The sequence below is a fragment of the Streptomyces sp. PsTaAH-124 genome (genome assembly GCF_000373685.1).
In the GTDB taxonomy this organism is placed as follows: Bacteria; Actinomycetota; Actinomycetes; order Streptomycetales; family Streptomycetaceae; genus Streptomyces; species Streptomyces andamanensis.
The window spans coordinates 106,978-121,695 of sequence record NZ_KB892171.1 but is presented as its reverse complement, the minus strand read 5'-3'; the positions used below and the strand labels follow the sequence as shown (position 1 = coordinate 121,695).

The 14,718-nt window shown below is 73.0% G+C and carries 13 protein-coding genes; 9 read left to right on the top strand and 4 right to left on the bottom strand.

The genetic code is table 11. The features are described from left to right. The first annotated feature begins 14 nt into the window (after window positions 1-14). From B086_RS0118920 to B086_RS0118905, 4 genes are read left to right on the top strand one after another with little or no spacing between them, the layout of a single operon-like run. Complete coding sequence (locus B086_RS0118920) at window positions 15-449, top strand: GPW/gp25 family protein (protein ID WP_026252564.1); 435 nt, start codon at window positions 15-17, stop codon at window positions 447-449. After that, window positions 449-2,410 carry a putative baseplate assembly protein gene (locus tag B086_RS0118915; protein WP_018567999.1) on the top strand — a complete coding sequence of 654 codons (1,962 nt, stop codon included), beginning with the start codon at window positions 449-451 and terminating at the stop codon, window positions 2,408-2,410. Before B086_RS0118920 ends, B086_RS0118915 begins: the two co-directional genes overlap by 1 nt. Next, window positions 2,410-2,994 (top strand): phage tail protein, encoded by a 585-nt coding sequence (locus tag B086_RS0118910; protein WP_018567998.1) that lies wholly within the window; start codon window positions 2,410-2,412, stop codon window positions 2,992-2,994. The genes B086_RS0118915 and B086_RS0118910 overlap by 1 nt, the downstream gene beginning before the upstream one ends. After that, window positions 2,991-4,460 (top strand): NADase-type glycan-binding domain-containing protein, encoded by a 1,470-nt coding sequence (locus B086_RS0118905; protein ID WP_018567997.1) that lies wholly within the window; start codon window positions 2,991-2,993, stop codon window positions 4,458-4,460. Before B086_RS0118910 ends, B086_RS0118905 begins: the two co-directional genes overlap by 4 nt. Before the next feature lie 101 nt (window positions 4,461-4,561). On the opposite strand, the gene B086_RS0118900 is transcribed toward B086_RS0118905, so the two are convergent. The 4 genes from B086_RS0118900 to B086_RS0118885 form a co-directional block, all read right to left on the bottom strand. Further along, window positions 4,562-5,233 (bottom strand): DUF6308 family protein, encoded by a 672-nt coding sequence (locus B086_RS0118900; protein WP_018567996.1) that lies wholly within the window; start codon window positions 5,231-5,233, stop codon window positions 4,562-4,564. Window positions 5,234-5,310: 77 nt separating this feature from the next. Next, on the bottom strand, window positions 5,311-6,519 hold the full coding sequence (locus tag B086_RS0118895; RefSeq protein ID WP_018567995.1) for a VWA domain-containing protein: 1,209 nt from the start codon (window positions 6,517-6,519) through the stop codon (window positions 5,311-5,313). Window positions 6,520-6,614: 95 nt separating this feature from the next. Then, window positions 6,615-7,835 (bottom strand): polyamine ABC transporter substrate-binding protein, encoded by a 1,221-nt coding sequence (locus tag B086_RS0118890; protein WP_018567994.1) that lies wholly within the window; start codon window positions 7,833-7,835, stop codon window positions 6,615-6,617. A 282-nt stretch (window positions 7,836-8,117) separates the two neighbouring features. After that, complete coding sequence (locus B086_RS0118885) at window positions 8,118-9,557, bottom strand: gamma-aminobutyraldehyde dehydrogenase (RefSeq protein WP_018567993.1); 1,440 nt, start codon at window positions 9,555-9,557, stop codon at window positions 8,118-8,120. A 170-nt stretch (window positions 9,558-9,727) separates the two neighbouring features. Here B086_RS0118885 and B086_RS0118880 point away from each other — a divergent pair, with 170 nt between their 5' ends. The 5 genes from B086_RS0118880 (at window position 9,728) to B086_RS0118860 (ending at window position 14,567) form a co-directional block, all read left to right on the top strand. Next, window positions 9,728-10,252 (top strand): Lrp/AsnC family transcriptional regulator, encoded by a 525-nt coding sequence (locus B086_RS0118880; RefSeq protein ID WP_018567992.1) that lies wholly within the window; start codon window positions 9,728-9,730, stop codon window positions 10,250-10,252. Next, entirely contained in the window at window positions 10,237-11,616 is a 1,380-nt protein-coding gene (locus tag B086_RS0118875; protein WP_026252561.1) for an aspartate aminotransferase family protein, read from the top strand. Before B086_RS0118880 ends, B086_RS0118875 begins: the two co-directional genes overlap by 16 nt. Before the next feature lie 275 nt (window positions 11,617-11,891). Continuing rightward, window positions 11,892-12,635, top strand: coding sequence for an ABC transporter ATP-binding protein (locus B086_RS0118870; protein WP_018567990.1), 744 nt, complete (start codon window positions 11,892-11,894; stop codon window positions 12,633-12,635). Further along, entirely contained in the window at window positions 12,617-14,023 is a 1,407-nt protein-coding gene (locus B086_RS0118865) for a hypothetical protein (protein WP_018567989.1), read from the top strand. Before B086_RS0118870 ends, B086_RS0118865 begins: the two co-directional genes overlap by 19 nt. Before the next feature lie 127 nt (window positions 14,024-14,150). Further along, the gene (locus tag B086_RS0118860) at window positions 14,151-14,567 is read left to right on the top strand and encodes a VOC family protein (RefSeq protein ID WP_018567988.1); all 417 of its coding nucleotides are present in this window, start codon (window positions 14,151-14,153) and stop codon (window positions 14,565-14,567) included. Window positions 14,568-14,718: the final 151 nt, after the last annotated feature.

Here is a 14,718-nt window from a genome sequence, read left to right as displayed (position 1 = left end):
CGGGGGTGGTGGTGATGGCGGAGCAGTTCGTCGGGTCCGGCTGGTCGTTCCCGTTGCGCATCGGGCCCACCGGCGGGATCGCGCTGGTCAGCGGGGAACGCGAGATCGAGGAGGCGATCCGCCTGGTGCTGTCCACGTCACCGGGCGAGCGGCCGATGCGCCCCGACTTCGGCTGCGCCATCCACGACCTGGTGTTCGCTCCGGTCAACGAGCAGACCGCGGGCCGCATCCAGCACGAGGTGTACATCAGCCTGGACCGCTGGGAGCCGCGGATCGAGGTCACCGACGTCGAGGTGACCGCGGGCGGCGACCAGGGCGTCCTCTACATCGACGTGCGCTACGCGATCCGCGGCACCAACAACCCGCGCAGCCTCGTCTTCCCGTTCTACGTCATTCCGTCCCACGACGAGCCGGGGGACACCGCCCCGGCTCCGGAAAGCGATCGCTGATGGCCCTGCCCTCCCCCAACCTCGACGACCGCCGCTTCCAGCAGTTCGTCGACGACGCCAAGCGCTACATCCAGCAGCGCGCCCCGGAGTGGACCGACCACAACGTCTCCGACCCGGGCGTCACCCTGGTCGAGACGGTCGCCCACATGGCCGACCAGATCGTCTACCGGCTCAACCGGGTGCCGGAGAAGAACCACCTGGCCTTCCTCGACCTGGTCGGGATCACGCTGTTCCCGCCGTCGGCGGCCCGTACGGACGTCACGTTCTGGCTGTCCGCGCCGCAGGAGGAGCCGGTGGCGGTGCCCATCGGCACCGAGGTGGCGACCGTGCGCACCGAGAGCGAGGAGGCGGTGGTCTTCGCCACCGAGCGCGAACTGTCCGTGGTGCCCTGCTCGTTGCGGCACATCCTGGTGCAGCACCAGGGCGAGGCGGCGGTCGACCGCACCCATGACCTCGCCGCCGAGGACAAGGACCTGCTCTGCTTCGCGGAGTCCCCGGACCCGGGCGACTGCATGCTGCTCGGCCTGTCGGCCGCGGTGCCGCACAACGCGCTCGCCCTGGACCTGGACAGCCGGGTCGACGGTGTCGGCGTGGACCCGCGGCAGCCGCCGCTGGTGTGGGAGGCGTGGACGGCGGACGGCTGGCAGCTGTGCGAGGTCGACCGGGACGGCACCGGTGGTCTGAACCGGCCCGGTGAGGTGGTGCTGCACATCCCCGGCGGGCACGTGCTGTCCCGCAACGCCGGTCAGGAGGCGGGCTGGCTGCGCTGCCGGGTCACCGAGCCGCAGCCCGGCCAGCCCTTCTACACCACGTCCCCCACGGTGCGCGCCGCCGAGGCGTTCACCATCGGCGGGACCACCGCAACCGTGCACGCCGAGACGGTCTACGACGAGGCGCTCGGCGAGTCCACCGGGCTGCCCGGACAGCGGCTGCGGCTCGCGCACGCGCCGGTCGTCGGGGACGATCCGCCGGTGCTGCTCCAGACCGCCGAGCACGACGGCTGGACGGACTGGCGGGTGGTGCCGAACTTCGCTGCCTCCGGCCCCGGCGACCGGCACATCACCCTGGACGCCGCGACCGGCGAGATCTCCTTCGGCCCGGCGGTGCGCGAGCCGGACGGCTCGCTGCGCCAGTACGGGACGGTCGCGCCCAAGGGCTCCCCGATCCGGGCCCGCCGCTACCGCACCGGCGGCGGCCGGGCGGGCAATGTGGCGCGCGGCGCCGTGCAGATCCTGCGCACCTCCATCCCGTACGTCTCCGAGGTCGTCAACCGCGAGGCGGCGCGCGGCGGTGTGGACGGGGAGACCGTGGAGGAGGCGAAGGTCAGGGCGCCGATCACGCTGCGCGCCCAGGAGCGCGCGGTGACGCTGCGGGACTACGAGGAGCTGGCCCGCCGCGCCGCTCCGGAGACGGCGCGGATCACCTGTCTGGAGGGCGAGGAGGGCGAGCACGGGGCGTACGCGGTACGGGTGCTGGTGGTGCCGCAGGCGGTGCCCGACCCGGGCGGCCGGCTGCGCTTCGAGCAGCTCGTGCCCGGCGACGCGCTGCTGGACCGCATCACCCGGCACCTGGACGAACGGCGCCTGATCGGGACCCGGCTGGCGGTCGGTCCGCCGTACTACCAGGGGGTGACCGTGGTGGCGACGGTGCACGCGTTCCGTGGGGTGGACACCGACCGGGTGCGGCGCGAGACGCACGACGCCCTGTACCGGCACCTGGATCCGCTGACCGGCGGGGCGAACGGCACGGGCTGGCCGTTCGGGCGTCCCGTGCAGTCCGGCGAGGTGTTCGCCGTGCTCCAGCGGGTGCCGGGCGTGGAGCTGGTCGACCAGGTGGTCCTGCACGCGGCCGACCCGCTGACCGGCAAGCGCGGCGAGGCCACCGACCGCATCGACCTGTCCGCGCCGTCCCTCGTCTTCTCCTTCGACCACCGGGTGCGTGTGATCGGGGACGGTGCCTGATGCGCGGTTCCATCGACGGTCTGGGGTCGTCGGCGCCGATCGGCATGATGCTGCCCGCGGTGTTCGCCGACGACGATCTCGCGCAGCGGTTCGTCGGCGGTCTCGACGAGGTGATCGCGCCGATCCTGAGCGTCCTCGACTGCCTGGACTCCTACTTCCGGCCGTCGCTCGCCCCGCAGGACTTCACCCAGTGGCTGGGCGGCTGGGTGGGCGCGGAGACGGACGGCACCGAAGCCGAGCCGCTGCTGCGGGCCGCGGTGGCCGCCGCCGCGCATCTGCACCGCATCCGCGGCACCCGGCGCGGTCTCGCCCAGGCGGTGCGGCTCGCCTTCGGCGTGGAACCGGAGATCACCGAGAGCGGGGCCGCCGACTGGAGCGCCCGCCCGCTGGGCCCGGTCCCCGGCGAGCCGCGCCCCCGGCTGCACGTGCACGTGCGGCTGCCCGACCCGACCCCCGCGGACCGGCACCGCCTGGACTCCCTGGTCGCCGCCGCCCGCCCCGCCCACATGCCGTACACGGTCCAGGTGTCCGCGGCCGAGTCCGCCGTACCCGCCGAACCCGCCGAAAGGATCCCCGAGAGATGACGACCCCCCAGAACTGCGCCGAATGCGGCACCCGCGCGGAGCCGGGCCAGTCGTTCTGCGACGCCTGCGGGGCGGTCCTGAGCTGGACGGGTCCCGGGGCGTCCCGCGTGCCCGCGCCCGCCGGGTCGGCGGAGACGCGGCGGGGCCGCGCCGAGGACGCGCCCGACGCGGCACCGGCGGCACCGGCGGCGTCCTCCGGCGGCTCCGGGCACGCTCCGGCGGACACCTCCGTCCGCGACCCCGCTCCGTCCGGACCGTCCGCGGCCCCTGCCGCAGCCGCCCCTGCCACCGCGGCCCCCACCCCGGAGGGTGCCGTGGGCACCGCGCCGGAGCCGCGGCCGCTGCCCGCCCAGGGCGCCGCTCCCGGTCCCGACCGGTCCGAGGAGGACGACACGCTCCCGGGCCTGCGCATCATCCCGGACCCGGCGGCCGCGCCGCCCCCGCACGACCCGTACCGCCAGGCCGCCGCGCCCTACGCACCCCAGGGCGCCCCCTTCGCGGGCGATCCGGAGGCGACCGTCCCGCAGCCGCCCGCCGCGCAGTTCCCCGACGGCGCCCCCGAGGACCCGGCGGAGCGGGCCCGCCGCCTGCTCATCCCGGTCTCCGACCCGCAGGCCCCGGCCGCCCCGGAGCCCGCCGTGGCGCCGGTGCTGCCCGGCCGCCCCGCCCCGCAGCGCCCGCAGGCCGTCCGCGCCCCGGGCGAGGACCTCGGCCTGGGCGGCGGTCTCCCCTGCCCCTGGTGCGGCACCCGGAACCGGCCCGAACGGCACTACTGCACGCGCTGCGCGATGCCCATGGCCGGTGACCGGCAGGCCCCGGGGCGGCTGCCCTGGTGGCGGCGGCTGGCGCGGGCCGGCGACCGCGAGGCGCCGTGGGCGGGCGACCGTCCCCGGCTGCGCCGCGCCTTCGACCGCGTACTGGCCTGGGTGGGCGCGGCGATCGTGGTGACCCTGCTGATCGTGGCGGCCGTGAACATCCCCAGCGGTGTCCAGGCGACCCGCGACCACTTCGCCAAGCGCGCCCCGGTCGCCCCCGACAGCTACCGTGCCTCCCGCTCGTACCCGGGCCACAAGCCCGAGCTGGTCTTCGACAAGATCAACAACACCTGGTGGGGTCCGGGCGTCGCCGACTCGGGCCAGGGCCAGTGGGTCGAGGCCCGCTTCAACGAGCCGACGCGGCTGCTGAACATCATCATCACGCCGGGCCAGTCCACCCGCGCCGACCAGCTCTCCCAGTCGGCGCTCCCGCACCGCGTCCAGGCCCTGATCACCACGGCCGACGGCAAGACCACCACCCGCGACCTCGTCCTCGACCAGGGTCCGGGCCCCCAGCCCCGCGCCTTCCGCTTCGGCAAGGTCATCGCCGTCCGCTTCACCATCGAGTCCGCCTACCAGCCCGGCCCCAAGAAGCAGGTCTCCATCGCCGAGATCGAGTTCCTGGGCCCGTCCCACTCGAACGGAACCTGACCCGCGCCTCGGCTGCGCCCACACGGCAGAACACCACAGACACCGGACCGCCGCCTCCTCCGGGGGCGGCGGTCCTTCCGTGTCCGGTCGCCGTCCGGACGTCAGATCGCCGTGCAGCCGGTCCGCCGGTGCTCCTTGCGGTGCCGCATCCACAGGACCACGTCACAGACCCGCAGCACACTGATGTGTTCCGGCAGTCCGGCGCGCTGCCGCAGCTCCACCAATGCGTGGTGCAGCGCCCGTTCGTCGGCCTGGAGCGCGGCGCACAGCCCGAGCCAGACGGACTCGGGCCCGCCCAGGACGCACCGCACGACCTGGTCGTACACGGGCAGGAGCCGGGGGCGCTTGCGGGCGAGGAGCTTGCCCGCGGTCACCCAGCCGATCCGGGGCTGCTCGCGGAGCAGCTTCCAGGCCGCGTCCGCCGGTGAGCCCTCGGCCAGGTGGGTGGTCCCGGCGTCGGCCATGTCGAGGCCGGCGGGGATCGCACGCAGCAGTTCGGACATCCGCACGCCCAGCTCGCCCTCCAGCAGATCGAGGGCGACCGGTGCCGGGACCCGGACCGACAGGGTCTGCACCGCGATCAGATCCTCGGCGGTCACGGTGTCCGCCGTCTCCGGACGGTCACCCCCGCCGCCGAGGCTCTCGAAACGGCTCCCGGTGTACCGGACGGCTCCGGGTGCTCCGCCGACACCGAAGTAGTCGCGCAGGTCCCGTACCGCTCGGTCCGGGTCCATCAGGCCGCGCAGCCGAAGGTGCAGATCGTCCGAGGCCATAGGTGTGCTCCGAGGGTGTCCGGCGGGCATCGGTCAGGTGGTGGGGCGCGCGGGCCGGTCATGCCCGCCGCGCCGGTTCACGGGCGGAGCCAGGCGGCGAAGGCGTCGACGAGTCCGGAGTAGAAGTGCTCGTCGGGCAGCGATCCCGGGTTCTTGCCCGCGTCGAAGAAGGCGACGTTGGGGAATGCGGCCGAGGCGGAGGTGTCGAGGTTCTTGTAGAAGGCGAGTTTCCCGCGGCCGAATCCGACGAACAGCCAGAACACCCCCAGTGCCGCGCTGTTGCGGAGCAGGGCGCGGACCTCGGCCTTGTCCCAGGGCTCGTCGCCCACCTGGGTCACCACGAAGGCCGGGTCGGTGGCCCCGGACTCCTGGTAGTGCCGCACCGCGCGCCGCATGGCGTCGGCGACATTGCCCCAGCCCCAGTCCACCCGGGTGTGCAGCTGACCGATACGGCCCCGGTAGTTGTCCAGGCCGATCTCCTGGAGGAACGGCCGGTCCCCGCCGGTGAAGATCACGGGCACCGTGCCGTCGTCGTCCAGGTTCGCCGACAGCGCCAGCACCCGTTCGGCGAAGGCCTGCACGGCGAACGACTCGTACAGCTCCTCCATGTACCAGTCGTGGTCGAGGATCAGGTACACGGCGGCGGACCGGTGCGCGAGCCCCCGTTCCGCGAGGGCCTCGGCCGCCCGGCGTGCCGTGGACATCAGACCCGGTGCCACTCGCTCGACGGTCGACAGGCCGCCTGCGGCCCCCGTGTGCCGGTGTCCTCGCGCGGGCACCGGGGCCATGGGCGCCTCCGGCTCGGGATCGACGTCGACCCCGTAGTCGGTGGCGAGCCCGGCCAGGCCCGAGGCGTAGCCCTGGCCGACGGCGCGCACCTTCCATCCGCCGTCCCGCCGGTACAGCTCGGCCAGCACCACGACCGTCTCCCCGGACGTGAAGTCCGGTGCGGTGAAGGACAGGACAGGTGTCCTGGGCTGTGTGATCACCAGGCGCGGGGCCCGGGTGAAGACCGCCCCGGGCTGCAACGGGTCGGCGCTGGCCACGACCAGCACACGGTCGACGTCCGCGGGTGTCCGCCCCAGGTCGGCGGTGACCACGGGCCCGTCGACCGACACACCGTCCTGCACGGGATGGTTGTAGAAGACCAGGTCGTCGTCGGACCGTACGGTGCCGCCCGCGCCGAGCAGCAGCGCCGAGACGTCCGCGGCGAGCCCCGCCACCGCCACCGTCAGCACCACCGGCTCCGCCGACAGCACCGTGTTCTCACCCTTGCGCAACGCCATCGTCCGCATTCCGGCGCCCCCTCTGATCACTGAGGGAGAACGCTAGACCCCGCGCGCCCGGCCGTCCCGGATTCGGACGGAATCCGTCTCGCGCGCTACAACCCCACCAGCGTGTTCCACCGCTTGGCGAACTCGACGCGTTCCGTGGAGGTGATGTCGCGGGCGATGGCGAGGCGGCGGCGCATGGTGGCGTCGGGGAAGATGAGGGGGTTCTCGGCGAGGGCGGCGGTGTCCTCGTCGTCGGAGGCGGCGAGGATCTCCTGGGCGGCGGGGACCGGGCAGACGTAGTTCACCCAGGCGGCCAGCTCGGCGGCGACCTCGGGCTGGTAGTAGTAGTCGATCAGGCGCTCGGCGTTGGCCTTGTGGTCGGCCAGGTTGGGGATCATCAGGGAGTCCGACCAGAGTTCGGCGCCCTCCTCGGGGACGACGAAGCGGATGTCGGGGTTGTCGGCCTGGAGCTGGATCACGTCGCCGGAGTACGCCTGGCAGGCCAGGACGTCGCCGCTGACCAGGTCCTTGGTGTAGTCGTTGCCGGTGAAGCGGCGTATCTGGCCGCGGGCGAGCTGCCGCTCCACCTGGTCGCAGACCCGGTGGAAGTCGCCCGCCGTCCACGTGCGGATGTCGACGCCGTCGGCCTGCATCAGCAGGGCGAACGCCTCGTCGAGGCCGGAGAGCAGGGTCACCCGGCCCTTGAGGTCGCTCGCCCACAGGTCGGCGACGCGGTGGATGTCCCGGCCGAGCTTGCGGCGGTTGTAGGCGATGCCGGTGATGCCCGACTGGTAGGGCACGGTGAACTTGCGCCCGGGGTCGAAGGCGGGTGAGCGCAGCAGCGGGTCGAGGTGGCGGGCGACGTTCGGCTGCCGGGCGCGGTCCATCTCCTGCACCCAGCCCAGGCGCACGAAGCGCGCGCACATCCAGTCGCTGATGACGACGAGGTCGCGGCCGGGCTTCTGGTGGTTCATCAGGGACGGGCTGATCTTGCCGAAGAACTCGTCGTTGTCGTTGATGTCCTCGGCGTAGTGGACGGAGATCCCGGTGCGCTTCTGGAAGGCGTCGAGGGTGGGCCGCCGGTTGGGGTGCTTGTCGTCGGTGTCGATGTAGAGCGGCCAGTTCGACCAGCTCAGCCGCTTGTCGGTGGCGGAGGTGTCGGTGGCGGCGCGGTCGCCGGGGCTGACGTAGGCGGCGGGGACCCCGCATCCGGCGAGCGCCCCGAGCACGGCGGTGCCGCCGAGGGCGCGCAGCAGCGAGCGGCGGGAGGGCGGGGCCGGTGTGCGCGGCGGGGTGCGGAACGGGGGCGTCAGCGGTGTCCGGGGCATCCCCGCAGCATGCCGCCCGCTTCCCCGCCGGACAATCGACGCTCCGTCGAGCCCGGCGGGGGCTTCCCGACACCTTGTCGATCCCGGCGGCCTGCGGGAGCGCGGCGACGCCAGGAACGTACGGCCGCATCCCCCTCCCGCACGACAGCGCACCGCGGCCCCGGACGGTCCGTCCTCCGTCCGGGGCCGCGGTGCGGGCCAGGGGTGCCGCTGTACGGGTGTACGGCTGTACGGGCTTGTGCAGGCTGTACGGGCTTGTACGCGGGCTACAGCCGTACGGGCTCAGCCGTCCAGCGACGTCATCACGTGCTTGATGCGCGTGTAGTCCTCGAAGCCGTACGCGGACAGGTCCTTGCCGTAGCCGGACTTCTTGAAGCCGCCGTGCGGCATCTCGGCGACCAGCGGGATGTGGGTGTTGATCCACACGCAGCCGAAGTCGAGCCTCTTGGACATCCGCATGGCGCGGCCGTGGTCCTTGGTCCACACGGAGGAGGCGAGCGCGTACTCGACGCCGTTGGCCCACTCGACGGCCTGGTCCTCGTCGGTGAAGGACTGGACGGTGATGACCGGGCCGAAGACCTCCTTCTGGATGATCTCGTCGTCCTGCTTGAGGCCGGAGACGACGGTCGGGGCGTAGAAGTAGCCCTTGTCGCCGACCTGGTGGCCGCCGGCCTCGACCTTGGCGTGGGCGGGCAGCCGCTCGATGAAGCCGGCCACCTGCTGGAGCTGGTTGGGGTTGTTCAGCGGGCCGTACGCCACGTCCTCGTCGTCGGGCTGCCCCGTCTTCGTGTCCTCGGCGGCCTTGGCGAGCGCGGCGACGAACGCGTCGTGGACCGACTCCTGGACCAGCACGCGGGTGGCGGCCGTGCAGTCCTGGCCGGCGTTGAAGTAGCCGGCCTCCGAGATCCCCGCGACGGCCTTGTCGATGTCGACGTCCTCGAAGACCACGACGGGGGCCTTGCCGCCCAGCTCCAGGTGGACGCGCTTGAGGTCCTTGGAGGCGGACTCGGCGACCGACATCCCGGCCCGCACGGAGCCGGTGATGGAGGCCATCGCCGGGGTGTCGTGCTCGACCATGAGGCGGCCGGTGTCGCGGTCGCCGCAGACGACGTTGAAGACGCCCTCGGGCAGGACCGAGCCGATGATGTCGGCCATCAGGACCGTGGAGGCGGGGGTGGTGTCCGAGGGCTTGAGCACGACGGTGTTGCCGGCCGCGAGGGCGGGGGCGAACTTCCAGACGGCCATCATCATCGGGTAGTTCCACGGCGCGACCTGCGCGCAGACGCCGATCGGCTCGCGCCGGACGATGGAGGTCAGCCCCTCCATGTACTCACCGGCCGAGCGGCCCTCCAGCATCCGCGCCGCGCCCGCGAAGAAGCGGATCTGGTCGACCATCGGCGGGATCTCCTCGGAGCGGGTCAGCCCGATGGGCTTGCCCGTGTTCTCCACCTCGGCCGCGATCAGTTCCTCGGCGCGCTCCTCGAAGGCGTCCGCGATCTTCAGCAGCGCCCGCTGCCGCTCGGCCGGGGTGGTGTCGCGCCAGGCCGGGAAGGCCGCGGCGGCGGCCGCCATGGCGGCGTCGACGTCCGCCCGACCGGAGAGCGGCGCGGTCGCGTACGCCTCTCCGGTCGCGGGGTTGACCACCTCGGTGGTCCGTCCGTCGGCGGCGTCCCGGAACTCACCGTCGATGTAGTTGCGCAGACGACGCAGCTCGGTGCTCACTGCCGGCCCTCCTGGTGGGGTCAAGGTGTCCATTGGCTGAGACACCCACCCTAGTCCGCCTGCCGACGTTTTCAACACCCCCAGCCGGAGGACTTCTGCGAAATCCGCATGTCTCGACGTCTCAAACAACGAATTTCATCGCTTTGGGCTTGCGGAACGGTCGAGACGTCGTGCACAGTGAGGACGTGGCCAGTCGAAGCGCAGAGCAGAGGGACTCGTCCCGCGAGTCCCGCACCGGGAACGGCACCCCCCAGCTGGACGCCGTCTCCCTCGCCATCATCCAGCAGCTCCAGGAGGACGGCCGCCGTCCCTACGCGGCGATCGGCAAGGCCGTCGGCCTCTCCGAGGCGGCCGTGCGCCAGCGCGTGCAGAAGCTGCTGGACCAGGGCGTCATGCAGATCGTCGCCGTCACGGACCCGCTCACCGTGGGCTTCCGCCGGCAGGCGATGGTCGGTGTCAACGTCGAGGGTGATGTCGAGGCCATCGCGGACGCGCTGACTGACATGTCGGAAGTCGAGTACGTGGTGATGACCGCGGGCTCGTTCGACATCCTCGCCGAGATCGTCTGCGAGGACGACGACCACCTGCTGGACGTCATCAACAAACGCATCCGGGCGCTGCCCGGGGTGCGCTCCACCGAGAGCTTCGTTTACCTGAAGCTCAAGAAGCAGACCTACATGTGGGGAACCCGATAACCGTGAGCAAGGACCTCAGCCGAACCGCGTACGACCACCTGTGGATGCACTTCACCCGCATGTCCTCGTACGAGAACGCCCCCGTGCCGACCATCGTGCGCGGTGAGGGCACCTACATCTACGACGACCAGGGCAAGCGCTACCTGGACGGCCTCGCGGGCCTGTTCGTGGTCCAGGCCGGACACGGCCGCACCGAGCTGGCCGAGACCGCGTTCAAGCAGGCGCAGGAGCTGGCCTTCTTCCCCGTGTGGTCGTACGCCCACCCCAAGGCCGTGGAGCTGGCCGAGCGGCTGGCCGACTACGCGCCGGGCGACCTGAACAAGGTCTTCTTCACCACCGGCGGCGGTGAGGCCGTGGAGACCGCCTGGAAGCTCGCCAAGCAGTACTTCAAGCTGACCGGCAAGCCCACCAAGTACAAGGTCATCTCCCGCGCGGTCGCCTACCACGGCACCCCGCAGGGCGCCCTGTCCATCACCGGCCTGCCGGGCCTGAAGGCCCCCTTCGAGCCGCTGGTGCCGGGCGCGCACAAGGTCCCCAACACCAACATCTACCGCGCCCCGATCTTCGGTGACGACCCGGAGGCCTTCGGCCGCTGGGCCGCCGACCAGATCGAGCAGCAGATCCTCTTCGAGGGCCCGGAGACGGTCGCCGCCGTCTTCCTGGAGCCGGTGCAGAACGCGGGCGGCTGCTTCCCGCCGCCGCCCGGGTACTTCCAGCGGGTGCGCGAGATCTGCGACCAGTACGACGTGCTGCTCGTCTCCGACGAGGTCATCTGCGCCTTCGGCCGCCTCGGCACGATGTTCGCCTGCGACAAGTTCGGCTACGTCCCGGACATCATCACCTGCGCCAAGGGCATGACCTCGGGCTACTCGCCGATCGGCGCCTGCATCATCTCCGACCGCCTGGCCGAGCCGTTCTACAAGGGCGACAACACCTTCCTGCACGGCTACACCTTCGGCGGCCACCCGGTCTCCGCCGCGGTCGGCCTCGCCAACCTCGACCTGTTCGAGCGCGAGGGCCTCAACCAGCACGTGCTGGACAACGAGGGCGCGTTCCTGTCCACCCTCCAGAAGCTGCACGACCTGCCGATCGTCGGCGACGTCCGCGGCAACGGCTTCTTCTACGGCATCGAGCTGGTGAAGGACAAGAACACCAAGGAGTCCTTCAACGACGAGGAGACCGAGCGCGTCCTGTACGGCTTCCTCTCCAAGGCGCTGTACGACAACGGCCTGTACTGCCGGGCCGACGACCGCGGCGACCCGGTCGTCCAGCTCGCCCCGCCGCTGATCTCCGACCAGGGGACCTTCGACGAGATCGAGCAGATCCTGCGCGCGGTGCTGACGGAGGCATGGACCAAGCTGTGACCCACGGGTCACGGTCACGGTGAGCGCCCGCTGAGGCGCGTACCTCCGATCAGATGATCATCACAGGCCCCGGTGCCGTCCGTTCGAGTGGGAAACGGCGGCCCGGGGCCGTGTGCTGTCCGGCCTCCCGGCCTCGGCTGCCTAGCGTGACGTGACCGATCGGCTCCGCCTTCGTTCCCCCGTACGAGGGATTCGTACGGAGAACGGGCACGAGGGATCCCCGGACCCGCACGGCACCCCGCGCGGCATTCCTGATCCGAACCGAGGTGTACGCCATGGTGGCCCCGCCGGACAACGACGTGCTCTGGGCACGCGCCCTGCACTACACCCACAAGGACGGCTCCCCCGCCCTCTGCGGCGTCTCGCTCGGCGTGCGCCAGGGCGAGATCCTCGCGGTCGCCGGACCGAGCGGCAGCGGCAAGACCACCCTGCTGCGCTGTCTGTCCGGCACGGTGCGGGTCCGCGAGGGCGAGGTCTGGTTCAACAGCGCCCCCGTGCACACCCTCGGGCCGCTCGCCCGCGAACGGCTGCGCCGCGACCGGTTCGGCTGGGTCGACCCCGCCCCGGCCCTCGTCCCCGAGCTGAACGTCTGGGAGAACACCGCGCTGCCGCTGATGCTGCGCGGCGGCGGGCGGCGCCGCGCCAAGGTGGCCGCCCTGGAGTGGCTGGAACGCCTGGACGTCGGCGAGCTGGCCCGGCGGCGCCCGCACCAGCTCCGCCAGGCCGAACGCCAGCGCGTCTGCATCGCCCGCGCCCTCGCCACCGCGCCCACCGTGCTCTTCGCCGACGAGCCGACCGCCCCGCTGCACCGCGCCGACCGCGCCCATGTGCTGCGCACCCTCACCACGGCGGCCCGCTCGCACGGCATCACCGTGGTGCTGGCCACCCACGACGCGGAGACCGCCGCCCTCGCCGACCGCACGGTGGCCCTGCTCGACGGGCGGTGCGTGAAGAGCGTGCACCTGCCTCCCGCGGGCGACGCGACGGAAGGCCGGGCGGCGTGCTCGCTCTCCGTCTGACCCGAGTCGCCCGGCCCGCCGTCCAGCTGCGCCGCCTGGCGGTGGTGGCCGCGTCGGCGGGCACCGGCTTCCTGCTGCTGTCGAGCCTGGCCTACGCGCTGGCCCACCCGGAGCACTCCGGCGCCGCGCTGCTGCGGCTCTCCTGGTGCGCGGCGCCGCTGGCCGCCACCGTCTACCTGACCGTCGCCGTGGCCCGCACCGACCCGGGCACGCGGCCGCGCACCGCGCTGTCCGCGCTGGGTCTGGGGCCGGGCCGCCTGATGGCCGTCTCGGCGGTCACCAGCGCCGTGTGCTGCACGGCCGGCTGCCTGCTCGCGCTGCTGGCCTTCCTGCATCTGCGCGGCGACCTGACCGGCCTGCCCCTGGACGGCGCCGCCTCCCACTTCCTGGCCGCGCGCAAGCGGCTGCCGGTGCCGGGGACGCTGACGCTGCTGGCGACCGTCCCGGCCCTGGCGTCGGCGGCGGTGGCCTGGTCCCTGCGCCCGCGCGAACCCCGGCCCGCGCCGCGCCCGGAGCGGCCCTCGGCCGGTGACACCACGGCCGGCGGTCCCACGGCCGACAGCGCCACGGACACCGGTTCCACGGCCACGGGTTCCACGGTCACCGGTTCCACGGCCGACGGTTCCGCGGCCGGGGGCGCCGCGCCCGCCGGGGCGGCGGCTGACGGTTCCGCGTCCGGCGGGCCGGCGGCCGCTGGTCACGCGTCCGGTACGGAGCCCGGAGCGGCCCCCGCCCCGGACGCGCCCGAGGACGACAACGACCCGCACCGGCCGCTCCCGCCGCACCGGCCCCCCACCGGCCTGCCCTGGGGCATCGCCGTCCTGGCCGTGGGCCTGACGGTCGAGGCCTACGCCGGCCGGACCCCCGCCTCCCGCACGGCGCTGCCCGGCGGGCTGAGCGCCGACTCCGCGCCCGTCCTCGTCGGCTGGCTGCTGACCGCGCTCGGCCTCGCCCTGGCCGGACCCGCCCTCACCCATCTGTGCGGGCTGCTCCTCCAGGCGGTGCGCCCCGGCGCCGTACGCCTGCTCGCCGGGCGGGTGCTGATGGAGGAGGCGGGGCGCATCGGGCGCCCGCTGGGCGTCGTGTGCGCGGTGGCCTCCGGCGCGTACGCCGTGAGCGCGCTGTCCGGCGGCGCCGCGCCCTCCCCCGGGCCGCTGACCGCCCTCGGCGGTGCCCTCGTGGCCGGCTGCGCGGTGGCCGTGCTGCTCACCGCCGCCGTGGAGGCCCGGCAGTCCCGGGCCGCCACCATCGCGGCCCTGCGCAGGCTCGGCGCCCCCGGCGCCACGCTCCGCTCCGCCGCCGCGCTGCGCGCCGGGGCGCTGCTGGCCCTGTTCGTGCCCCTGACCCTGCTGATCGCCGTGCTCGCCGCCCTGCCGCTGACCCGCTGACCGGCGGGCGGCAGCGGGCGGGCGGCGGGTCCGGACGGTTCCACCGATGAGTTCTGCGGCGCGCCCCGGTCCACCCTTCCGAACGGCTCACGCACAGCGCACACACCCGAGCGGGGAGAGACCCACCATGTCGCACGCCTACCAGCAGATGATCTTCGTGAACCTGGCGACCGAGGACGTGGCCGCGTCGCGGACGTTCTTCACCGAGCTGGGCTACACCATCAACCCGCAGTTCTCCGGCGACGACTGCGCCTGCGTCGTCATCAGCGACACCATCATCGCCATGCTGCTCGGCAAGAAGCGGTACGCGGACTTCACCGGGAAGGAGATCGCGGACTCCACCCGGACCAGCGAGGTGCTGCTCTGTCTGAGCGCCGAGAGCCGCGAGAAGGTCGACGAGATGATCGACAGGGCGGTCGCCGCCGGCGGCACGGTGAGCGGCGAGACGCAGGACCACGGGTACATGTACGGCCGTTCCTTCGACGACCTCGACGGCCACTCCTGGGAGATCGTGTGGATGGACCCGGCGGCGGTGGAGAGCTGAACCCGCCCGAGGGACAACGGAGTTAAGGAACAAGCAAAGTAAACATCCTTCCTCCGCTTATCCGTTGACACCCCCAGCGGGGCACTTGTAGACCTGTGCCCCCTGGGGGTGCCGGGGCGCTCCTCGCCTCTCTCGGCCGCCCCAACCCCCC